Below are 22,699 nucleotides of genomic sequence, written 5' to 3'. Positions count from 1 at the left end.
TACTTAAGGTGATTCTATCTGAATCGCCTGATTTTGACACGCTTTATGTGCGCTGCGACAAAGAAGCGCGGGCGCGGGTGATGCCCGCACGGATGGAGGCCAGAAAACCGTCGCCCTTTTCCAGCGCGATGGTTTCGATACCAGCCGCCGCCAGCCGGTCGAGATCACGGATCAGGTCCAGTATCTCGGCCCGGTCGAGCGCGGCGGCCGCCGCGTCCAGCGCGGTCGGCGCAGGGGTGGTAACCGGGGGCGGGGATGAAGCAGGCGTAACGCCGGCGCGCTTTTGATAAGCGCTGGCCGCAGCCTGTTGCGGGGTCGGCGTATGCGGCGGTTCGTGTACGGGCGCGGCGGGCGGCGGCTCCGGCGGCGGCGGTCGGTCGGCCAGACTCATCAGGAAGTTACGCAGGGCAGGAACCGAGACTTCGGCCAGATCCTCGTACGGATCGCGGGTTTCGGCTTCCTCATCCCGTTTCTTTTTTTGCTTATAGAATTCGGGATCGTGATGAAGGATGTCCTGCCTTGTGTCGGTATTCTCGGTCCGGCGGGGCTGACCGGGCGGCGGTACGGGCGGGAGCTGGTCGATCCCCGACATGCCTCGCTACATCCCGCTTTTAAGGTTGAGAAGGGACGTATCCTCCTTCGGTTTGTACCAATCGGCGCGGTGCATCCACAAAAGTTGGGCGTCGCCTTCCTTGCCCGCCCACAGGCGTATTTCACCGATCTCCGCCAGCATCAGCCAATAGGATTTGCCGTCATGGACGAAAGGCGTTTTGGCGTCGGCAACCGCAGGTTTCAGGATCAGTTCGGCGGTGGCCGCGGTGCTGGTTGTTTTTTTCAAAATTTCGTCCATTTGCTGCCGGGTCAGCGGGATTTTTGAAAACCGCGCGATATCCTTGGGCACGATGGCGATATTTTCCCCGTAAATGGCGAAGGAAAAAAACGTCTTCGGATTGAATTCGGGCAAGGTCAGTTGTTCGTTGATGGTCGAATAATTGGCAAGGTTGACCGATGTATGCACCACGATCGGCTGGGACGAATCCAGGTCAGCCCAGGTCTGGCGCAGGCGGTTGTTTTCACGGTTGATGATCGAGTCGCGGTCGACCTCCTTGGCCTTGTTAAGAAACGGCGATTTTCCGGCCAAAGCCGCAAAATCAGGCTCGATCCCCGCGATTTTGTCGAAGATCATCAAAATATGTTCGGGATGGGTCGGCTGCATCTGGGCAAGCATCAGCAGCGGCGGCGCGGGGGATTTATCGGCAGGCGCGCTGTCCGCCCATGCGACCAGCGCCGGACACAGGACAAGTGCGAACGCCAAAATCAGGAACCGGCCTGTGATGCGTGTCGACATGGATATGTTCATTTCCCTGATTGCCTGATTGTCCTAGCATAAGCGGAAAGCCGAAACGTTGCCAGAGACTCGTGATGGACACAGAAAACAGGCCGGGCAGGCATAAGGGACAAAAAGCCTCGCACACGGATGCGGAGGACGCGTTACTGTGGGCGCATGTCGCCGCCGAGGTCACGCCCCTGCCGGGGCGGACGCGACCCGCAAAACCGGTTTTTATCGCAGATTCACCGGTCAGGACGCATGGTTCGGGCCTTTCCCGCGCCGCGCCTACGAAAACCCAAAAAAGCGCGGAGCCCGGCCGCGAGCTGGATGCGCGCACGCGCCGCCGATTCGAGCGCGGGGGAATGCCGATCGAGGCCGTACTGGACCTGCACGGGTACGGGCAGATGGACGCGCGCGAGGCGCTGCACGGTTTTCTGGCGCAGGCATGGGCGCGCGCGGCGCGGTGCGTATTGGTGATTACCGGCAAGGGCTTACGCAACGAGGGGGTCCTGCGCACCCGGTTGCCGGAGTGGCTGGCGGACGGGGCGGTGCGCCGCATGGTGCTGGCGCACGCGCCCGCACGCGCGCATGGCGGCGCGGGTGCGTTCTATATCCTGTTGCGGCGCAGGCGTGAATGTGGCCCATAATGAAGGGGCATCCGCGCGAATAACTTTGTTTTTACATAGGGCATAAAATCGCATGACTTTTCTTGCGCGCCTTTATGATGAAGAAACAGGCCGGTTCCGTGTCATCGCACCGGGTGAGGTAAGCCGCGCCTTCGCCCGCGCCAATCATATCGTCTGTCCGCACACGGGATGCAACGCGGAAATGCGCCCGATCGGGGCCGCGATGGCAGAGGGACACACGGTATTGCGGCGCACGCATTTCAACACCAAAGACCACGAAACACACGCCCCGGACTGTCCGGAAGGCGGCAGAACGAAAACCCTTCAAACCATCAAATCCCTTTGCGGTGCGCTGGAAGGCGGCATTCCGATTCTGCTCAACCTGAATTTCGATACCGGGCTGAACCTGAAAAAGCCCGTCAGCGACGAAACCCGAAGCGTGGGTACGTCGTGGCTTGGCGCATGCATGCCGTTCGCGGTCTGGGTCAAAGACCAGTACGCGCATCAACACGATCGGCCGCAAGCCTATGTCAGCGCCGCCATGCACGACACAAGCGAGGTGATGCAAACCATCGATAAAATCGCCAAATACGGCGACGGCACCGGTCTTGGCCATGTCTGGGTGCGTACGGGCGATACCGTACAGCGGCTTTCGTATTTTGCGCTGTACGACAACACCGACGCGATCAAGCAGATGGTGCGCATGATGGCCGAGCGTTACGATCCACGGTTCGCGACCGTACAGGCGGCGCCGAAGCTGGTTTATTTTGCCCCCGCGCGCGAACAGGACAAGATGGGGTTCGGCCGGCTTAAATCCGTACGTGGGCGGCAGATCAGTAGTCTTTTGCCCGTCGCGCATCATTACAATCTGCATGTCCACCTGCCCCGCGATACCGCGCGGGCGCGATTCACGGAACATGGCGGGCGCAGCACGGTCATCGCCCGGCCATATCTGTGGGCCGAAGACGCGCGGCGGCTTAACGACGCCTTTCGCACCGGTGAGGGATTAAGTGGGAATTATCCCGTTAAGCTGTTTTTTCAGGTGGTCGAGGATGCGCAATTCATCCCGATCGACCGAGTGCCAGACGCGCAGCTCGCGTTCAATTTCGCGGCGCAGGCAGACCGACAACCGCGGCTGGCGGCGAAACGGGTAGAGCCGGATTGGGTCCGCAGAGGACCGCGCGCGCCCTGACCTTTCATATTTTCGCCGCAACGCGATAGATTTCGTTTCCGCCGCAACGCGATAGATTTCGTTTCCGCCGCAACGCGGCAAAGCTTTCCTTTTTTTTCACGTTTTCGGCGCTATTCTATGAGTCATGGATGTATCGACCCAACCAAAAGCCGCGCCGCTTTTATCCGTCGCGCTTACGCTCGACCCCCTAAGCGAATCGGATTTACAGGACCTGTGCGACGCGACCGATGCCGCGATCAAGGCGGGCGGCGGGTTCGGATGGCTGGATTTACCCGCGCGGGAGGTTCTGGAGCGGTTCTGGCAAGGCGTCATCGTCATGCCCTTGCGGCAGTTATTCGTGGCGCGGCTGGACGGGGTGATCTGTGGCTGCTGCCAATTGATCCGCCCGCCCCAAAATAACGAGGCTCAGCGCCACGCAGCGCAGATCACGGGCCTGTTCGTCACGCCCTGGGCGCGCGGACACGGGTTGTCGCGGATGCTGCTTGAAGCCGCCGAGGCACAGGCCGCGAAACTGGGGCATAGCGTCATCAATCTGGATGTACGCGAAAGCATGGCCCACGCCATCGCCCTGTACGAAGGGTCCGGCTATGTGCAGTTTGGCACCCACCCGTATTACGCGGTGGTGGACGGGCAATTCGTGGCCGGGCGGTATTACACCAAAAAGCTGGACGCTTCTTAAACACGCACATGCCCGCTATACTGGCGGCGCATGATTCTTACGGATATCTCCCCTTTCTTCGCGCGCGATGCGCGGCTTCTGGCCGATTACGCGGGCCGCGACACGTTGTGGCGGGCGCAGGCGCAAGACGCGCTGGCGCAATATGCGCGCGACCTGCCAACGGACGACGCGATCGGCGCGATCCAGCAGGCGCGGCGCGTCATGCGGGTTTTTACGGCCGGGCTGGAAAACGACGCGGGGTTTTTGAAAACGCTGGCGGGCGCGACGATGCCATTATGGACGGCATTCAACGAGCCGCCGGTCCCCCGTGCGCTACAAGACACGCTGGCGGAAAAACTTTATATCGTACAGGCGGAATCCGAGGCGCCCTTGCTGGAAATCGGCGATCAGGCCCGGTATATCGGCGTCCGATTGTTCGATCGCTGCGTGAGCGAAAAGCGTCGTTTTGACATCAGCGTCCACGACGAAAATTTTTTCGCGCTGTTGATCAATGCCGCGGACGTGACGGGCATCGCCGCGCTGGCCGCCGATTTGATCGCGGCGCGGGCCGAGATCACAACGCGCATATTGTGCCAGCACAATTTGCCGGAATGGACGGTGATCGAACCCGACCCGGTCAAGATCAAGGCGTATCGCGCCGCGCTCGCGCCATGGCGGGAACGGGTTCTTTCGGGGAAAATGCGTTCGGTCCTTACCTCGATTCCGACGCAAAGGGACGCGGTGGTGGACGGCATCGCGCACGCGGATTACGCGACGCTGTATTTTCGCATGTGCGACCAGCCCTGGGATTTGATCCGCACGGCGCAGGCGCGATTGATCGAAACACTCAACGCCGGGAAAAACCTGCATTTCACCAATGAAGACGGCACGGATCTGCGCATGTCGATCGACGGGTTCACGTTCTGCAACAGCGTGATCGCGCGCAACATTCCGGGGTCGGAGGTTTTTTCGGCGCCGGAAATCGATTCGGTCAACGGCGTGATCGTGGCGCAGGGCCGCTTCACCGCGCGCGACGACGCGGGCGCGATCATGGAAAATTTGCGCCTGACCTTCCGCGACGGTTTGCTGGTCGAGGCGCTGGCCGAAAGCGGGCAGGCGCATCTGGACCGGGTTCTGGATACCGACGCGGGCGCACGGCGGGTGGGCGAAATCGGCATCGGCACCAACCCTTACCTGAAACAGCACGTAGCCAGCATTCTTTTGTCCGAAAAAATCGGCGGGTCGTTCCATATCGCGCTGGGGGATGCCTACACGATGACGGATTATCTGGGCGAACGCGTGCATGTCGACAACGGCAACCGCAGCCTCGTGCACTGGGACATCACCACCATGCTGTACGGCAAGGGCGGGCGAATCGTTCTGGACGGCGCGCCGATCATGATCGACGGGGCGTTCACCGACCCCGCGCTCGACGTCCTCAATCGCGGGTGGCGGGCGGTGCCCTTTGACCAGCGTCCGCCCGCATGGCAGGACATATATACCGAAAAGTGAGGTTTTCATGGCTTACGATTCCAGCAACATCTTCGCGCGCATCCTTGCCGGCGAAATTCCCTGCAAGCCGGTGTTCGAGGACGAGCACGTGCTGGCCTTCAACGACATCCATCCGCAGGCACCGGTGCATGTGTTGGTGATTCCCAAGGGCGCGTACGTGTCCTTAAGCGATTTTGCGACGAAGGCCGCACCGATAGAGCAGACCGCGTTTTTCGCGGCGGTGGGAAAAATCGTCGCCGATCTGGGTCTTGATGCGCAGGGTTACCGCGTCATCGCCAATGCGGGCGCAAACGGCGGACAGGAAGTGCCGCATTTCCATTTGCACATACTGGGCGGCCGCAATCTGGGCCGGATGCTGGCCCGCGTCGAAGATTGACGCCGCCGTATCAGGCCGCCGTGCCCGCCTCGGGCAGGGTCATGCCGTCGTCTTCCTTCACGTCGTCGCGCGTTTCGCTTAAAAACCAGCGCGGATCGCCGGATTTGACGTCGCGCGCGAAGGTCCAGACATCGGTCATGATCACGACACGGTCGGCGTTGCCGGCGACGGTCTTGCCCGCGGAATCGATCAGGGCGTAGGTTTCCTCGGCCCGGATGCGCAGGGTCACGCGCGCGGTTTTTCCATCCAGCGCGGCGTCGATGATCTTGGCGTCAAGCACCGAAAGCACCTCGGCCTCGGCCGTCTGGCCCGCGCGTTCGCGGCCAGCCAGCGCGGAATCGAAACTGCGATAGACGTCGGGCGAAAGCAGGTCGCGCAGGGTGCGGCGGTCGGCCTTGGCAAAGGCCGTCACCACCATCGTAAAGGCCTGTTTCGCGTTTTCAACGAAGCGCGCGGGATCGAAGGCGCGGTCGGCCAGCGCGATGCGCACCAGCGTCGCGTCAAGCGGCGTGCCGGACGAAGGCGGCGCGCCGCGCGGCAGGGCGGTTTCCACATTTTTTCCAGTGGCGGAACCCGCATCGGCAGGGACGGCGAAGGGGTTCGGGCGCTGGCGTTCGGCACCCGAACGGGTGCCCAGCACGCCGCGCAGCCAGACCAGCAGGACCACGGCGATCGCCGCGTAAACCAGAATGTCGGCGGGTATGTTTGCGATATTCATTATCCTATCCTTGTGGGGGCGGTGCATCGCGTGCTAAACCGGGCGCGAACCCACCCATTTTTTAAAAAGGCAGCAAGCGTACCATGACACAGGCGCCCGAAACCGGCGAAACCAGCCAAAACCCGGACCAGCCACAAACCGCGCGGGTCGTGCCGTTGACGGTCCATGCCCAATATATCAAGGACCTGTCGTTTGAAAACCCCTCGGCCCCGCAAAGCCTTCTGCCGGGACAGGCCGTGCCGAAAATGGGCGTCAACGTCACGCTGGACGCACGCAAGATCGAAGGGCCGGGTCAAGTGCCGGATACGACGACTTTCGAGGTCTTGCTGCATGTCGAGGCCAGCGCGCGGCGCGAACAGGACGTCGTTTTTCTGGTCCAACTGGATTATGCGGTCGTGTGCTCGGTCGCGGCGGCCGTGCCGGAACAGCATCACCACCCGTTACTGATGATCGAGATTCCGAAGCTGGCTTTTCCGTTCGCCCGGCAGATTCTGGCCGAGGTGACATCGCAGGCCGGGTTCCCGCCCTTGTTGCTCAACCCCGTCGATTTCGAGGGCATGTACCGGGAGCAGTATCTGGCGCAGGCGCAGGCCGCGAACAAAAAGGCGGTCTAGAGTCTCCTTTTGGAGCCTTTCTTTTTTGATTGACGCAATTTTCACGCGTCATGATTCCGCCTGATTGCAGAATGCCCTAGGCCAGTTTTTTCCAGATCGGATTTTTTAGTTTTTCGACCATCGCGGCGTGGGCTTCCGCCTCCTCCGGCGTGGGGGCGAAGCTGCGCGGCGGGCGCGCCACGCGCGGAGCCGCGATTTCAGGCGCCGCGGCATCGCCAGCCGTTTTTTCCGCCGCCGGGGCGTCGAGGCCTAGACCGTGCTGACGGCCGCCCAATAATTCAAGATACACCACGGCAAGGAGTTGGGAATCGAGCAGCGCGCCGTGCAGCGAGCGTTCGGAAAGATCGACGCCGAAACGGCGGCAAAGCGCGTCAAGGCTTGCGGGCGCGCCCGGAAACTTGCGGCGCGCGATCTGGACCGTGTCGACGACGCGGCGCGGCGCGATTGCCGGAAAGCCCAGCGTGCGCAGTTCGGCATTGACGAATTTGATATCAAATTCCGCGTTGTGCGCGACCAGAATGTCGTCGGCGATGAAATCGACGAATTTGTCCACGACCTCGGCGAAGGTCGGATGGCCTTTCAGGAACTCGTAGCTCAGGCCGTGCACGGCCACCGCCTCGGCCGGGACGTCGCGTTCCGGGTTGAGGTAAAGATGCAGGGTGCGGCCAGTGGGAACGTGGTTGACCAGTTCGACCGCGCCGATTTCGACGATGCGGTCGCCGCTGGCCGGGTCCATGCCCGTGGTTTCGGTATCGAAGACGATTTCACGCATGTGGGCAGTATAGCCCGGCGGACTTAGTTCGCGTCAACTACGGCGTCGGGCATGGTGTCAGGCATGGCTTCAACCAAGGGCTTGTGACGATGCGCCAAAAGCGACGGAGCCACGTTTTCCAGCCATTCGACGAAAAACAGGCGGTTGCATTGCCGTAGCGTGTCGCCCATGCGCGCGGCCTGTGCGCGCAGGCCGTCGACGGTCTGTCCGGATTCACGAATATCGTCGATCAGACGGGCGTACCAGCGTTCGAGCTTGGCTTCCGTCACCTCGGGGTGGAATTGCAGCGCAAGCGCGCAGTCGCCGAGGCGGAAAGCCTGATGCGGGTATAGCTCGGACGAGGCCAGAAGCTCCGCCCCGCGCGGCAGGTCGAAGGTGTCGCCATGCCAGTGTACGCAGGTGCATTCCGTGCGGTCCAGGTAACGCAGCGGCGTGCGCATGCCTGCCGCGTTGACCGAAACCGGACGCCAGCCGATTTCACGCCCCACCGTGCCGCGATAGACCCGCGCGCCCAGCGCCGCCGCCATGATCTGGGCACCAAGGCAGATGCCAAGAACGGGTTTGCCCAGCGCGATACGGCGTTCGACGAAACGGATTTCGTGATGCAGGAAGGGGTAACGGTCGGCCTCGTACACGCCCATCGGCCCGCCCATCACGATCAGCAAGTCGGGTTCGGCAGGATCAAGGCATTCGATATCGCTGTCGCCCGCTAGAAAAATGCGCGGTGCAATGCCGTAATCGCGCAATACGTGTTCAAAAGACCCCAGATCCTCGTGCGAGACATGGACAAAGGCCCAGACCGTGCATTGCGTGTTCGTGTTGTTTTGTCCGGTCATCGCGTCACGCGCCCGTCTTCGCGGCGGAAAGAGCCTTGAGCACTTTTTTAAGCGTGCCAAGCGAGCCGCGATAACCGTGGGCCGTGTTGATTACCGAATCCGCGCGCGCGCGTTTGATCGCATCAGGAATCTGAAGTTTGAGGATGGTGTTGAAACGGTCTTCGGTCATGTTCTTGCGTGAAAGTACCCGGCGTTTTTGGACAAAATGTGGCGCGGTGACACAGATGACATGGTCAAAACGACCTGCCTGCCCTGTTTCATACAGCAAGGGAATGTCCAGAACCGCGATTTTCATACCCTTGCGGCGCTGTTCACGTAAAAAGCGTTCGGATTCCCGCCGTACCAGCGGATGAAGGATGGATTCCAGCCTTTGGCGCGCGGCGGGATCGGAAAAGACGACGACACCGAGTTTTTTACGGTCGACCGCACCGTTTTCGACAGTTTTGGGCCACAAAGCGCGAATCGCGGGCACGGCGGCCCCGCCCCGGGCAAGCAGGCGGTGCACCGCTTCGTCCGAGGCGTGGACCGGCACGCCCAGACGGCGAAGCTGCGAAGCCAGCACCGATTTGCCCATGCCGATCGACCCTGTCAGCCCGGCCACGATCATGCCAGCACCTTTTGCATCAATCCGGCGTCGATATCCGGCATTACGCCGAACCATGCCTGAAAGGCCGGGCGCGCCTGATGCAACAACATGCCGATGCCGGTGACGACCGGGTGCCCGGCATCGCGCGCGGCGGCCAGAAACGGCGTGACCAGCGGGGTATAGACGATATCGTTGACCAGCGCGCCCGAACGCAGGTGCGTAAAATCGAATGTAAGCGGCGCCTGTCCCTCCATACCCAGCGTCGTGGTGTTGACGACCAGCGCCGCATCGCCGGCCAGTTCGGGTATCGCATCCCAGCCATGGGCGGTGGCGGGCGAAAAGGCGGCGGCCAATGCCCGGGCGCGTTCAACCGTGCGGTTGCATATACGGATGTCCGTCAGCCCCGCATCCACAAGGGCGCAGACAACCGCGCGGGCCGCGCCGCCCGCGCCAAGCACCACGGCGGGTCCGTTTTGCCATGCGGCATCGGGCGCATTTGCGCGCAGGTTTTCGACGAACCCGAAGGCGTCGGTATTGCGGCCTTCCAGCGTGGCGTCGGGACGGATGACGACGGTATTCACCGCGCCGATGCGCGCGGCATCGGGGTGCAGGTGATCGAGCAGATCCATCACCGTCTGTTTGTGCGGCACGGTGACGTTGAAGCCGACATAGGATTGATCCACCATGCGGGCCACGTCGTCGGACAGATTTTCGGGCGCGATTGGCCGGGCGTCGTAGCGTCCGTCTATGCCATAGGCGGCCAGCCAGTGATTGTGGATCAGCGGCGATCTGGTATGGCGCAGCGGCCATCCGATGACGGCGGCCTTCGCGGTCATAGAAGCACCCGGCCCGGGTCGCGCCGGTTCAAAAGGGTCATGATTTCGGCGGCGGTTTCCTCGACCGAGCGGCGGGTGACGTCGATCACCGGCCAGTCATGTGCCGCGAACAGGCGGCGGGCGGCGCGGATCTCGTCGCCCACCGCGTCAATCGAAAGATAGGCGGTATCGGCAAAACGACGGTCCAGCACTTCGCCGCTTTTCAGGCGGTTGGTGCGGATTTCCACCAGCCGCTCCGGCGATTCGACCAGCCCCACGTATAACGGGCCTTCGTAACAAAACGCCTCGGGCGGGACCGTATGGCCGGGCACCAGCGGGATATTCGCGGTCTTGATGCCGCGATTGGCCAGATAGATTGAGGTCGGCGTTTTCGAAGTGCGCGAAGCGCCGACCAGAACCACGTCGGCATCGTCGATCGTTTCCAGATTCTGGCCATCGTCGTGGTGCATGGCGAAATCCACCGCGTCGATGCGTTCAAAATAGGCGGTGTTGAGTTCGTATTGCGCGGCCGGTTTTTCGCGCGAGGTCTGGCCCAGATAATGCGAAAGTCCACGCAGGATCGGGTCGAGCACCGGCACAGCCGGCACGTTCAGGCGGGTGCAGGCGTCGCGCAACCTGCGGCGCAACGGGCGTTCGACCAGCGTGAAAAGGACCGGACCCGGCGTTTCGGCGATGCCCTCGATCACCTGATCGAGCTGTTCTTCCGAACGGATGAAATTCCAGAATTTTTCGACCGGCACCGCACCTTCAAACTGCGCAAGGCAAGCGCGGGCAATGCCGTGCAGCGTCGTGCCGGTGGCGTCGGAAACCAGATGCAGATAAAAACGTTCGGCCATACTCCGTTTGTCTGTGCCCCGTTCGCCCCTATCGGGCGCGTTTTGTTGAAACCGGGGTTATTTTACGCACAGATCCGGGTCGGCGTCGACGCCCGCGGCAGGGGCGCAGTGACCCGGAAACAGCCGTGCGGCCAGCCGGGAGTCGCGCAGCGCGACATGGCCCACGCGGGTGGTACCGATTTCGTCCATGATCTGGGCGAAATGCGCCTCGGCCACCGGGTCGGCAATGCTGCGCCAGGCCGGATTGCCCGCGATTTCACCGGCCACCGGGCCAAGATAGGAACCGCCTGAAAGCGGATCGATGGTCAGGCAGCGTATCGCCCCCTCGCCCAGCGTGCCACGCCCGTCATGGGTCAGGTTTGCAAGGTTTTCGTCCATCAGCGCCAGAATCTCGAAATCGCTGGCGCGCAGGCGGGCGGGTTTCTTGAACCAGTGCAGGAAGGCGCGGCCCAGTGCGGGCGCATCGTCGTCCGGCGCAGCGTCAAACGTGCGGACATATTCAGCCGCCATATCGCCGTGGTCGTCGCCCAGAACGTGCCGCCACGCGGCGTCGAAACCGGCATCGCGGATTTCATGCACCATGCGCAGGGTCATCACCGCCGTATCCGCGGCCACGATGCGGCCAAGCAGCGGCCAAAGGTCGATGCGGTGCATAAACAGCGCATCCTCGCCACGTTCGGCCTGCCATGCCGCACGCAACGCCCCGAGCGTACGCAAGATCAGCAGGTTCTGAAAATGTTTCGACCGGGCCAGCGCGCACGGGGTCAAACCCGCCGTATCGACGGTGATTACCCGGTCTTCGGTGTCGATGTCCCATTCGCGCCCGTCAAGGTCGGCGCCCGCAAGCATCCAGCCATCGCCCAGATCGGCGATCAGAGCCATCGCGGTATCGGATTCCCGAATCGCATCCGCCACTGGCCAGTCGGTCAGCATGTCGTCCGGCGCCGCGCAGTCGATCACGCGACGTGCGACAGTCGGGCTGGTGGTTTTACGTATGGTCGTTGGGCGTGCCATGACGTTCTTTCAAACGGGCAACGTTATACACAAGTTCCGTCGATTTAGCGATTCGAAAGCGTGAGAAAGTGGTCGAGGTAATAAACGGTTGCCATATCGTCGGTGCCGTTTTTCGCCCGGCGCGCGCCCTTGCGCGCAGGTTTTCCGGGCTTGTACGGACCCTTGAAGGCGATGATTTCGGCCAGACGATCATGGTTTTCCGTTTGTTGGACGGTCGGGGCGCCGGGGATGGCGTCCGCGGTATTCGGAACCATGCCCTGCAAATTGTGTTCCGCGACCGCGCCCGTCGCCGCCTCGGCCGCGCGGAAGGAGCGTTCAAATTTGATAAACCACAGGAAATTGGCGTTGGAACGGTCGCGGACCTCGGTAAACAGCGGGTCGGCCAGAACCATTTCCACAAGGCCGGTCAGGTAATTTTTGCCCAGCGGCATGTCGCCGGTGCGGGCAATGACGTCGCCCGTCACCATGCGCGATACGCTGGGGTTTTCGAACACCAGACCATGATGGTCGGCGAGCATGGTTTGGATCAGGCGGCGGTCGACATTCTTGCAGCGGCCGGAGAAGAACCAGCGTTCAAAAGCGGCATGGGCGGCCTGACCGTTGTTCAGGGCGCGGAAATCGGTGATCGCCTCGCGCGCGAAACCGGCGGCCAGGTCATAGGCGGACCCGGTCAGAATGCGCGCCCAGGGGCCGCGTTCGCCGGACAGATTCATTTCCCACGCGGCGCGGATCATGGTGCAAGCCAGATCGGCGTGCTGGATGCGGTTGAGGAGGATCGCCTCCTCCGGCGCGAAGAACAGGGGGTTGATCGCCGCACCGCGCAGATGCAGCCAAGCCTGGCGCAGTGCGCGCACGCCGGCCAGTGCCGCCGTTTCAGCGGGCAGACGCGGATTGACGTGGATCGCGACCTGCGCGCGATCATAGATCGCGGAGTCGATTTGCGGGTTCATCACGATATTAAGTTTGCGGGCATCGAGGTCGGCCAGCATGGACTGCGCGATGCGGCTTTTTTCAAGCACGGCCACCAGTTGTTCAATGGTCGTGAATTCGGCTGTACGGCTGGCGGCGCGGTCAAAGGCCGCTTCGGTGCTTTCGCGCTCGTAGCCGTCAATGTGGCGGCTGGCGCTTTCAAGCCTATTGATGCGGGCGCGCACGCCGGCAACGTCGTCGGGCTGGTATTCGGCAAGCAAATCGGTACCCATCAGGGTGTCGAGCTCGACGTCTTCGGCGTCCACGTAATCGATGTAAAACAGCGGCTGGTCGCCCAGCAGGTTGCACAGGACCGAGGCCTTGCGCTCACCCAGATGGCACGCCATACGCGTGGCCAGTGTGCCGGTGTAAAGATAGGGAGCGTCTAGGTTGGCGTCAGACATGGGAAGCACGCATGGTTGTTTTTCGCTTCAACCATTCTAGGGCGGCGGGGTTAAGAAAACGCTTATGAAAGCCTAAGGGAGTCTGAATCGATTATTAAAAATAATCGAAAAAATATACAATGATTACAATGTGTTGATTTTTTTGAATCAGAAACCAGTCAGTTCATCGGACAGGGTCAGGCCCTCGGCGATTACGGTCCGTTTAAGAATTTCGACCCCGCCTTTTTCCGTGACCGAAAACGTCGCATCGATCAGGGCGTCACGGAAAGCCAGTACGGCACGAAAAACGAACAGGCCGTTCCCGGCATCGACCAGCGTCAGCGGGGTTACGGATTTGGCCAGACTTTTGCGCGCCTGTGGGGTCGGTTCCTCGCGCCAGGGCAGGTCGTCGAGCGATTCCACCAGTAAAAAACGGTCTGGACCCGCGCGCATGTATTCAAGCCAGAAGCGCAGGTAATCGGCGGCTGTGTCGCGCGTCAGGCATACCGCATTGGCGGCGGCGAAGGCGGGTATGAAATCGGCGTTGTATTCGACCGGCACGCATTCGCGCCCGTTATCGAGGGCGACCGCGCGTTTTTCGGGCATGATCGTGGCGTCTCCCGCCTCGGTCAGCATCCAGTCTTCCGCGAAAGGCAGGGTGCGGGCATGGACCACCGTGGTTTCGGCGGCAAAAGGTCCGCCGATCCATGCGCGGTTCAGGCGTTCGATGAATTTGCGCGCCCGCGCGCCTTCAAGTTTTTCGTATGCGCCGGAAGACATCGATTCGAGAGATCCTGGGTTTTATGTCACCCGGACGCTGGTGACAGGTTTGGGAATAAAACATCGGAAAAACCGGTGCGGCCGATCGGGGGCGATTTTACCCCCAATGCGTACAGGATGCCAGCAAGGGGGTTTCGAGTCCACGAACATAGGTTTTACCATGCTGTGTGAAAGCATGAATCGCATGGCTTGCGACTCGCGGTAGAAACATTCGCGAATCGAGTCATTCCGCGCCTTGGGGCGAATCTGTGGAGAAATAATTATCCCCGATTTCCACAGTGCCAGAATCCAACCACTACCTGATTCTTTTAAAAGAATTTTTATTGATTAGGGGGGCAAGGTTGGCCATGGTCTGGCGTCATGGATGAAGCGGTGATTGTACAGGCTTGGAAGGGTCGAAAGACGGATGTCATCCCGTTATGGCTGATGCGCCAGGCGGGACGGTATCTACCGGAATATCGCGCTTTGCGGGCGAAAGCGGGCGGATTTCTGGATATGGTTTACAACCCGGGGTTGGCGGCGGAGATCACGTTGCAGCCGTTGCGGCGTTTCGATCTGGATGCCGCGATTTTGTTTTCGGACATTCTGGTGGTGCCGCATGCGCTGGGTCAGGATCTGCGTTTTGCGGAAGGGGAAGGACCGGTTCTGGGGGATCTGGATATCGGGAAACTGGACGAAGGCCGGGTGGCCGGGTTTCTGGCACCGGTCATCGAGACGGTTGCCAAGGTCCGGGACGGGTTGCCGCGCGGCAAGGCGTTGATCGGTTTTGCGGGCAGTCCATGGACGGTTGCAAGCTACATGGTCGAAGGGCGCGGCGGGCATGATTTTTCCCGGATTCGCGGTATGGAGGCGGGAAAGCTGCAAATTCTGATCGATATTCTGGTGCGGTCCAGCGTTGCGTATCTTGACGCCCAGATCCGCGCCGGGGCGCAGGCAGTGCAATTGTTTGAAAGCTGGGCCGGGGCGCTTGGCGGCGCGGATTTCGAACGTTGGGTCATCGCGCCCAACCGGGCTATCGTGTCCGCGCTTAAAACGCAGCATCCGGACGTGCCGGTGATCGGTTTTCCGCGCACCGACAACCGCGAGGATGTGGTGCGTTACGCGCACGAAACCGGCGTTGATGCGGTGGGGTTGAGTCAGGGGATAGAGCCCGCATGGGCGGCCAAAGCAATCCAGAATCAGGTTTGCGTGCAGGGCAATCTCGATCCCGCGCTTTTGCTGGCGGGCGGGGATACGATGACGGCAGGTGCGCGGGCGGTTTGTGACAAGCTAGGCGGCGGGCCGTTCGTGTTCAATCTGGGTCATGGGGTTGATAAAATGACCAACCCTGACCATGTTTCGCAACTGGTTGAAACGATTCACGGATTCAAAGGAAACGCAGCATGAGGCCGCAGATCGCCGTGGTGCTTTTCAATCTGGGCGGGCCGGATTCACGTGAAACCATCCGTCCATTCCTGATGAATTTTTTCATGGACCGCAACATCATCCCGGTGCCGCGTCCGCTTCGTTATCTAATCGCGTGGTACATCGCGTTCACGCGCAGCCGCAAACAGGCGGGCGCCTCCTATGCGCGGCTGGGCAACAAGTCGCCGCTGCTGGAAAACAGTCTTGCGCAGGCCCGCGCGCTTGAAAGTGTTCTAAACACGGACGGTCAGGCAGATTTCAAGGTGCATGTATGCATGCGCTATTGGCACCCGATGGCGGATATGGTTGCGGCGCAGGTCAAGGCCGAGAACCCGGACCAGGTTATATTGCTGCCGCTTTATCCGCAGTTCTCGACGACGACGACGTGGTCGTCGCTGGAGCAATGGCAGGATGCGGCCCGTGGGCAGGGGCTGGACATGCCAAGCGCGCTTGTATGCTGTTATCCAAAACAAAGCGGGTTTGTTGGTGCAGCCGCCGCGCTGGTGCGCAGTTATTACGATGCGGCGCGGATCGATGCGGAAAGCGCGGGGTTGCCCGCGCCACGCGTTTTGTTTTCTGCGCACGGACTGCCCGAAGACGTGATCCGCAAGGGCGATCCGTATCAATGGCAATGCGAAGAATCGGCACGGGCGATCGCCGCGGCCACAGGCATCGAGAATCTTGATTGGCAGATTTGTTATCAAAGCCGGGTTGGACCCAAGCGCTGGACCGGCCCGTCGGTCGAGATGGCTCTAGAAAAGGCAGCGAAGGACGGTGTGCCCGTGGTGATTTTTCCGCATGCCTTTACGCAGGAGCATGTCGAGACGCTGGTGGAGATCGAGGAGGAATACCGCCATCTAGCTGGGCAAATCGGCATCAAGGGCTTTACCCGCGTGCCGACGGTTTCGGTGCATGCGGCATTTATCGCTGGACTGGCCGATATGGTGCGCTCGCGTGCCGGAACGGCTGGCATCGCAGCGGATGTGGGCGGGCGGATATGTCCGTCGGGTTTTACGCGTTGTTGCATGGGTATGGGGGTGCGGCTTGAAGGCGCGCAAGCCTGCGACGTGCGCGCGCCGCAGGTTTAACGGTAACGAGCGAGGATTTCATGCTGGATTTTTTATACGCCCATTATCTGTGGCTGAAGGCCGGGCACGTGATTTCGATGGTCGCGTGGATGGCGGGCATGTTTTATCTGCCGCGGTTGTTCGTCTATCACTGCACGGCCGCGCCGGGGTCGGAATTATCGGAAACGCTCAAGGTCATGGAGCGCCGGCTTTTGCGCGCGATCATCAATCCGGCGATGATCGCGACATGGGTGTTCGGCGGGTTGATGCTGTGGGCCAACCCCGGTTTGCTGCATTTCGGGTGGATGCACATCAAGCTGACGGCGGTGTTGTTGTTACAGGTCGTGCACGCGATGCTGGCGCGGCACCGTAAACAGTTCGCGGCCGACGCCAATGTGCATTCGGATAAATATTACCGGGTGCTGAACGAGGTGCCGACCGTGCTTTTGATCGTCATCGTCATCATGGTGATCGTACAGCCGTCGTTTTAGGGGCGCGCGCCTCTATTGCGATAATATATCCATAAGGGCCGGTCGTGCATACCGACCCGAAGTTTCTATAGCCATCCCAACGAATCATTTGTTGACAACAGGTTAGGGACGGCGTACACAGAAAAGGTCTTTTAGCGTTTTCACGAAGCCGAGGGTTTTTTATTCGTGAACGCGGCTATCCGGCGCCAGATTTTACCGGGCCTTCAAAACAACACCGAACACGACGTAAACCACCGCATCGTCCCCCGATGCAGCCAATCATAAAACGGCCTCCCTCCCCGTTTTTCTTTTTTCGGACAAACAGCACCAAGTATTTCCCATGGATCTTCAGGAATTAAAGACACGTTCCCCCGCCGAGCTTCTGGCTTTCGCCGAGGAGCTGGATATCGAAAACTGCGCCTCGATGCGCAAACAGGACATGATGTTCGCCGTCCTGAAGCAACTGGCCGAGCAGGGCGTACAGATCAACGGTTCCGGCGTTTTGGAGGTATTGCAGGACGGTTTCGGGTTCCTGCGCTCCCCCGAGGAAAACTACCTGCCCGGGCCGGACGATATTTACATCAGCCCCAGCCAGGTCAAACGCTTTGGCCTGCGCACCGGCGACACGATCGACGGCGAGATCCGCGCGCCCAAGGACAACGAACGGTATTTCGCGCTGGTCAAGGTCAACACCATCAACCACGAGTCGCCGGAAAAGCTGCGCCACCGCATCAATTTCGACAATCTGACCCCGCTGTATCCGGAGCGCAAGATCAAGCTGGAGCTGCCGGATCCCACCAAGAAAAACTACACCCAGCGCATCATCGAACTGGTTTCACCGCTTGGTTTCGGCCAGCGCGCGCTGATCGTCGCGCCGCCGCGTACCGGCAAGACCATCATGATGCAGAACATCGCGCATTCGATTGCCGAGAACCATCCGGAATCCTATCTGATCGTGCTTTTGATCGACGAGCGCCCCGAGGAAGTGACGGACATGGCCCGTTCGGTGAAGGGCGAGGTTATTTCCTCCACCTTCGACGAACCGGCGTCCCGCCACGTGCAGGTGGCTGAAATGGTCATGGAAAAGGCCAAGCGTCTGGTCGAGCACAAGCGCGACGTCATCATCCTTCTCGATTCCATCACGCGTCTTGCGCGCGCCTACAACACCGTCGTGCCGTCGTCCGGCAAGGTTCTGACGGGCGGCGTGGACGCCAACGCGCTGCAGCGTCCGAAACGCTTTTTCGGCGCGGCACGCAATATCGAACAGGGCGGGTCTTTGACCATCATCGCAACGGCCTTGATCGAAACCGGCAGCCGGATGGACGAGGTCATCTTCGAGGAATTCAAGGGCACGGGTAACGCCGAAATCGTGCTGGAGCGCAAGATCGCCGACAAGCGCGTCTTCCCCGCCATCGACATCCAGAAATCCGGTACGCGGAAAGAGGAACTTCTGGTTCCGCGCGACCAGTTGCAGAAAATGTGGATTTTGCGCCGCATCCTCAACCCGATGGGCACGATCGACGCGGTCGAATTCCTGATCGACAAGCTCAAAGACACCAAGACCAACGACGATTTCTTTCAGGCAATGAACGGTTAAAGCCGTTCGGGCAGGCAATGAACGGCTAGAGCCGTTCGGGCAGGCAATGAACGGCTAGAGCCGTTCGGGCAGGCAATGAACGGCTAGAGCCGTTCGGGCAGGCAATGAACGGCTAGAGCCGTTCGGGCAGGCAATGCACGACTGACGCCGTAAACGGCGGTCGTACTAAGGCCGCATCGTCGTGGCCGTCTTATGTGCGACGTTCGGGGCGGCGATGTTGGCTGATGCCATGCCGTTTTTCGTGTCCATCAGCCTTTCGGCATGGGCGTCGATGGCAAAGCCCGACATGCTGCGTTCGCCGATCAGCGGCTTGAAACCCTTGGCGGCGGCTTTAACCGCGTCGATCCCGGTATTGTTTGCCATTTGTGGGCCGTAGCCATAGGTCGCCAAGGCAAGCGCCGTTTCAGACGCGCGTACGTCGCCGATCTGCGCCATGGTCGCGGTATCGTAATTTTGTTTCAAATCGTTCTTTGCCTTTGTCAGGCGGTCGTTGATCACGCCGATCATTGCGTCCTGACTGGGTTGGGGCGTGCGATCCCAAAGAGCGAGCGCGAAGTCGATGCCCTGCTGCGCGTAAGGTTCCATTTGTTTTTCGGCTTCAGTGACAGGATTGGCGGCCGTTGGTATCTGGGCGGCAGGGGCCGGCGCTTGTGTTGGCGCGACTGGCGGTGCTGGGGGTGCGGCCGGGGGTGCGATGGGAGGTGCCACCGCTGCGGCCGCGCTTAGAACGGCAAAAGGTGCTGGTTTTGCAGGTTTGGGCACGACAGGGGCTGCCGCTGCAGGTTCTGGTTGCGGGGCTGGGTTGTCGAGCGTTTTTTGCCAGCGCCACGATTGCGTTTCGACCGTTTGGCCGCCTTTTTCATCAAATCCGGCCGCCAGATTGTTGAGCCTTTTTCTTGTCGCGGGATTTGGTTGTCCGAGTCCTGTGCGGGCCATCGTAACGCTGGCAAGATAGACTTTCGCCAATTCGTTCAGGCGCAGCTTGTCGATCCAGCGTTGTTCCGGTTTTTGTTCAAACAAGGTTTGCAAGCGACGGGATTCATCCCCGAGTTCGCGCGCCGCATACTCATGGTAGCTTTCGGTGGCGCCACCGGCGCGCGCTACGCGCGTGTTATAGGTGCCCGATAACGCCAGCAGGTGGCTGCGTGCATCGGCGATTAGCGGGCTGTCGTTTGCGGTGTCCATTCGCGGCTTTTCCTAAGGAATACCCCTATCGCGCTTATTCTTGCTGAAAATCCTTAATATTTTCATAAGATTAAGTTACTGCGTACACGACGTTAATATATTGTTTTAAAACATCTTTATCCCGGGTTCTTACGATCCGCTCCGCTTTGTATGCGTTCGATTGCACGAAGTTGTTGCAAGTTAGGGCTCTGCCCGCGTATAAAACATTATGACAAAATATTTTCATGCCACTTATTTCGAGGCGCGACACGCTTTTGTGCGGGCAGCCGAAGAGGCCGGTTTTAAACAAATTTTCAGCGAGGAGGTCCCCTTTTTGCGCGGGCCGAGCGAAGAACGTTTAAGCTGTAGTGTCGTTGCGCGGCGCAAGCCGGGCAATACAAACGCGCTGGTCACCACTTCGGGTGTGCACGGGGTGGAAGGTTATGCCGGTTCCGCCCTGCAGATCGCGTGGTTGAAAAACAGTAAGTCACTGCCGGATGATGTCGATGTCGTCCATATCCATGCGCTCAATCCTTTCGGCATGGCGTGGAACCAGCGCACGGATGAATGGAACATCGACGTCAACCGCAACTTCGTGGACGAATTTCCGGTTCGGGGCGTCAACCCGGACTACGCCAAATTCCGGCATCTGATCGTGCCGAAGTCACGCGGTCCGGTGTGGTTTGCCAAAACCGCCGCGATCACGGCGCGGTATGGCATGCGCGCGCTGCAAAATGTTTTGACCGGCGGCCAGTATGATTTTTCCGACGGCATGTTTTACGGCGGCGACGGTAAAAGCTGGAGCCGCAGGACGATGGAAAAAATTATTGCCACCCATCTGGGCGGGTATGCGCGCATCGTGCATCTGGATTTGCATACCGGTCTGGGCAACCATCCCGGGGCCAACCAGATCCTATATGCGGGTGCGGCGGAAGACAAAAATTATGCGCGGCTGCGCGCCATCTGGCCGGTCGAGGATATCGCGCCGCTGGGCGATGCGCGTTCGGTTTCCTCGGCCCTTTACGGTACGCTGCCCAATGTCTGGCGGCAGGTAGAGGAAACCAGAAATAAAGATGTTCTGGCCGCGATTTTTGAATTCGCAACCGTGCACCGGCTGGCCGCGTTCAACGCGCTGCAGTTGGCGCATATGGCGCGCAACAAAATCCGGAGTGTCGATACGCGCGCGCAAAGGGCTGCGCAAAGGGCGATGCGCGCAGCCTTCGCGCCGCAAGATCCGGCTTGGGAACAGGCCGTGATCATGAACGGCACGCGGCCTTATCAAGCTGCTTTGCGCGCGCTTGGGCCGCGTTAGTCAGAACAGCGCGAGAATCCCGGAAATAAACGCGAACACCAGCGCCATCGCGATCACGCCGCCCCACAGCCACAGTCCGGGCGCGCCCGGGCGCGGTAGCGGCAGGTTGCCGCCGGCGACGATGCCCAGACCTTCGAGCACGGTGCGCAGGCTGCGCCGCGCCATCACGCGGATCGCATGGATGCCGCCGAGGCCAAGCAGCAGAATCAAAAGCAGGTCCGCCATCCAGGCCATGGCCGGGCCGTATCCGTTTTGCGCAAGGGTGGCCGAAAGCCAGCTTCGCCCGCCATACAGATAAAACGCCGCATCGACCATGAAGGAAACGGCCAGTGCCCCCGCCGTCACCATCGTGCGCGGCCAGAGCGAGAGGCGCGAAAGCGCGGTCGAGGCGTCCTTGAGAATCGCGCGGGCGGTCGCGTCGGACAGCCCGAGCGGATAGGAATCCATCAACGCCTTCATCACCCGGCGCGGCGGCATGCGGATCAGCCCGCGCAGCACGTCGCCAAGCGCACGGTAACGGGCGGAGGCGAGGATCATCTGCGCCGCGCCCGCGCCGCCCTGCGCGGCATCGTGCAGGTTATCGGTGCCGGGTTTGAGCAGCGCGTCCATGAAATCCGGTACGTCGACCATACGCGCGCGAAAGCCCGCAAGCCGAGGGCGAATCGTGGCCTTGCCCATCGCGATGTCGAGTTCGGCGAAGGGCATCTCGGCCTGATACAGGAACCAGAGCGAAGCGCCGCGTTCGACATCGGCGAATTCGCGCATCGATTCCATGTCGCGGCCAAGCAGGGGCGTGATTTTTGCGTGCTGGTCTGCGGCCAGACGCGCGCCACCCACCCTTTCGATCAGCGCCACCATCGCGGGCGGCAGGCCGCGCGTACGGATGCGGAACGATGTCTGGGCGTTGAGCGTGACCGACCAGTTGTGCGTCATCCAGCCCTGTCCTTGACAGGATTCACATACGCGCCGCCCCTGCCCCGCGCATTCCGGGCAGGTGATCATGCGCTGGCCCATGCATACCGGGCATTGCGAAAGCCCGCGTCCGTGGCAGTTGTGGCAGGTGACCGGCCCCTGCGGTGTCAGGATCTGGCCGCGTCCCGAACAGGTGACGCAGGGAATACCGCCCTGACCGTGGCAGCGATAACAGGTGATGCGCATCTGGCCGTGGCAGTTGTGGCAAGGCGTGCCGCCCGCGCCGCGGCAGGCCGGGCAGGCTTCGTGCGCGATGAAGTTGCGCGCGACTTGTGGCAGCGGAATGGTTTCGCCACCCACGCCGAAGCCGTGATCCGGGCGGGAAAGCACGGTTTCCTGAACCAGCGCCAGCACGCCCCGATCGGAGGCGACGCGGCCGATGAAATCCTGAATCGCGGTATCGATCTGGTGCGGCTGAATGATCTGTCCGTCGGAATGTCGGCCGGCACGCCGACCTTCCTTGACGCTGGGGACGAGTTTAACCGAGGTGGTGGCGAAAAAGCCGTAAACTTGACCCGCAACACCGCGCAGTTCAACCGCGCTGGGTTTAAGGCCGTTGCCCTGAACCTGTTTCCGGATGCGCGCGATCGCGCCTTCGGCCAAGGCGGGATCGACCGGGCCGCCCTGTTCCGGTGGCCGCAAACTGGCGTGCGGATCAGGCGGCACGGACAATGG

General features: G+C 60.9%; 24 protein-coding genes. 11 read left to right on the top strand and 13 right to left on the bottom strand.

All coding sequences use genetic code 11. From position 1 onward, the window contains the following. Positions 1-43: 43 nt before the first annotated feature. Positions 44-592, bottom strand: coding sequence for a hypothetical protein (locus H6866_05345; GenBank protein ID USO06877.1), 549 nt, complete (start codon positions 590-592; stop codon positions 44-46). Positions 593-598: 6 nt separating this feature from the next. Continuing rightward, the gene (locus H6866_05340) at positions 599-1,348 is read right to left on the bottom strand and encodes a hypothetical protein (GenBank protein ID USO06876.1); all 750 of its coding nucleotides are present in this window, start codon (positions 1,346-1,348) and stop codon (positions 599-601) included. Positions 1,349-1,422: 74 nt separating this feature from the next. Here H6866_05340 and H6866_05335 point away from each other — a divergent pair, with 74 nt between their 5' ends. The 5 genes from H6866_05335 to H6866_05315 all read left to right on the top strand — a co-directional run bounded on the left by H6866_05335 (position 1,423) and on the right by H6866_05315 (position 5,694). Continuing rightward, positions 1,423-1,977, top strand: coding sequence for a Smr/MutS family protein (locus H6866_05335; GenBank protein USO06875.1), 555 nt, complete (start codon positions 1,423-1,425; stop codon positions 1,975-1,977). Positions 1,978-2,029: 52 nt separating this feature from the next. After that, a complete protein-coding gene (locus H6866_05330; GenBank protein ID USO06874.1) occupies positions 2,030-3,148 on the top strand; it encodes a hypothetical protein in 1,119 nt (372 codons plus the stop codon). 124 nt (positions 3,149-3,272) lie between these two features. After that, positions 3,273-3,827 (top strand): GNAT family N-acetyltransferase, encoded by a 555-nt coding sequence (locus H6866_05325; protein USO06873.1) that lies wholly within the window; start codon positions 3,273-3,275, stop codon positions 3,825-3,827. 30 nt (positions 3,828-3,857) lie between these two features. After that, positions 3,858-5,318, top strand: coding sequence for an aminopeptidase (locus tag H6866_05320; protein ID USO06872.1), 1,461 nt, complete (start codon positions 3,858-3,860; stop codon positions 5,316-5,318). A gap of 7 nt (positions 5,319-5,325) precedes the next feature. Beyond that, positions 5,326-5,694, top strand: coding sequence for a histidine triad nucleotide-binding protein (locus H6866_05315; GenBank protein USO06871.1), 369 nt, complete (start codon positions 5,326-5,328; stop codon positions 5,692-5,694). 10 nt (positions 5,695-5,704) lie between these two features. Here H6866_05315 and H6866_05310 read toward each other — a convergent pair whose 3' ends face one another. After that, positions 5,705-6,412, bottom strand: a complete 708-nt coding sequence (locus tag H6866_05310; GenBank protein ID USO06870.1) for a Tim44 domain-containing protein — start codon at positions 6,410-6,412, stop codon at positions 5,705-5,707. Between the two features lie 83 nt (positions 6,413-6,495). Between H6866_05310 and secB the strand changes: the two genes are divergently transcribed. After that, complete coding sequence (gene secB / locus H6866_05305; protein ID USO06869.1) at positions 6,496-7,026, top strand: protein-export chaperone SecB; 531 nt, start codon at positions 6,496-6,498, stop codon at positions 7,024-7,026. Positions 7,027-7,102: 76 nt separating this feature from the next. Here secB and dnaQ read toward each other — a convergent pair whose 3' ends face one another. From dnaQ to H6866_05265, 8 genes are all read right to left on the bottom strand, one after another. Beyond that, a complete protein-coding gene (dnaQ, locus tag H6866_05300) occupies positions 7,103-7,798 on the bottom strand; it encodes a DNA polymerase III subunit epsilon (protein ID USO06868.1) in 696 nt (231 codons plus the stop codon). A gap of 23 nt (positions 7,799-7,821) precedes the next feature. Next, entirely contained in the window at positions 7,822-8,634 is an 813-nt protein-coding gene (locus H6866_05295) for a glutamine amidotransferase (GenBank protein USO06867.1), read from the bottom strand. Between the two features lie 4 nt (positions 8,635-8,638). Continuing rightward, positions 8,639-9,241 (bottom strand): dephospho-CoA kinase, encoded by a 603-nt coding sequence (locus H6866_05290; protein ID USO06866.1) that lies wholly within the window; start codon positions 9,239-9,241, stop codon positions 8,639-8,641. After that, on the bottom strand, positions 9,238-10,056 hold the full coding sequence (locus tag H6866_05285) for a shikimate dehydrogenase (GenBank protein ID USO06865.1): 819 nt from the start codon (positions 10,054-10,056) through the stop codon (positions 9,238-9,240). Before H6866_05285 ends, H6866_05290 begins: the two co-directional genes overlap by 4 nt. Next, a complete protein-coding gene (locus H6866_05280) occupies positions 10,053-10,892 on the bottom strand; it encodes a kinase/pyrophosphorylase (GenBank protein USO06864.1) in 840 nt (279 codons plus the stop codon). Before H6866_05280 ends, H6866_05285 begins: the two co-directional genes overlap by 4 nt. Positions 10,893-10,949: 57 nt before the next feature. Next, complete coding sequence (locus tag H6866_05275; protein USO06863.1) at positions 10,950-11,906, bottom strand: hypothetical protein; 957 nt, start codon at positions 11,904-11,906, stop codon at positions 10,950-10,952. A gap of 44 nt (positions 11,907-11,950) precedes the next feature. Then, entirely contained in the window at positions 11,951-13,279 is a 1,329-nt protein-coding gene (locus H6866_05270; GenBank protein USO06862.1) for a hypothetical protein, read from the bottom strand. A 147-nt stretch (positions 13,280-13,426) separates the two neighbouring features. Further along, positions 13,427-14,038: a hypothetical protein gene (locus H6866_05265; GenBank protein ID USO06861.1), complete on the bottom strand. Its 612-nt coding sequence runs from the start codon at positions 14,036-14,038 to the stop codon at positions 13,427-13,429. A gap of 360 nt (positions 14,039-14,398) precedes the next feature. Between H6866_05265 and H6866_05260 the strand changes: the two genes are divergently transcribed. The 4 genes from H6866_05260 (at position 14,399) to rho (ending at position 18,576) form a co-directional block, all read left to right on the top strand. Then, on the top strand, positions 14,399-15,424 hold the full coding sequence (locus H6866_05260) for a uroporphyrinogen decarboxylase (GenBank protein USO06860.1): 1,026 nt from the start codon (positions 14,399-14,401) through the stop codon (positions 15,422-15,424). Next, complete coding sequence (gene hemH, locus H6866_05255; GenBank protein USO06859.1) at positions 15,421-16,530, top strand: ferrochelatase; 1,110 nt, start codon at positions 15,421-15,423, stop codon at positions 16,528-16,530. The genes H6866_05260 and hemH overlap by 4 nt, the downstream gene beginning before the upstream one ends. A gap of 20 nt (positions 16,531-16,550) precedes the next feature. Then, positions 16,551-17,000, top strand: coding sequence for a protoporphyrinogen oxidase HemJ (gene hemJ, locus H6866_05250; GenBank protein USO06858.1), 450 nt, complete (start codon positions 16,551-16,553; stop codon positions 16,998-17,000). A 319-nt stretch (positions 17,001-17,319) separates the two neighbouring features. Next, positions 17,320-18,576, top strand: coding sequence for a transcription termination factor Rho (gene rho, locus H6866_05245; protein ID USO06857.1), 1,257 nt, complete (start codon positions 17,320-17,322; stop codon positions 18,574-18,576). Between the two features lie 165 nt (positions 18,577-18,741). Here rho and H6866_05240 read toward each other — a convergent pair whose 3' ends face one another. After that, positions 18,742-19,761, bottom strand: coding sequence for a hypothetical protein (locus tag H6866_05240; protein USO06856.1), 1,020 nt, complete (start codon positions 19,759-19,761; stop codon positions 18,742-18,744). Between the two features lie 208 nt (positions 19,762-19,969). Here H6866_05240 and H6866_05235 point away from each other — a divergent pair, with 208 nt between their 5' ends. Continuing rightward, the gene (locus H6866_05235; GenBank protein ID USO06855.1) at positions 19,970-21,052 is read left to right on the top strand and encodes a DUF2817 domain-containing protein; all 1,083 of its coding nucleotides are present in this window, start codon (positions 19,970-19,972) and stop codon (positions 21,050-21,052) included. Here H6866_05235 and H6866_05230 read toward each other — a convergent pair whose 3' ends face one another. Then, positions 21,053-22,690, bottom strand: coding sequence for a hypothetical protein (locus H6866_05230; GenBank protein USO06854.1), 1,638 nt, complete (start codon positions 22,688-22,690; stop codon positions 21,053-21,055). It lies immediately after the preceding gene. Positions 22,691-22,699 lie beyond the last annotated feature (9 nt).

This window comes from Rhodospirillales bacterium, assembly GCA_023898805.1.
GTDB lineage: Bacteria > Pseudomonadota > Alphaproteobacteria > Micavibrionales > UBA1664 > UBA6145.
This window is presented reverse-complemented; position numbering and strand designations above follow the sequence as displayed.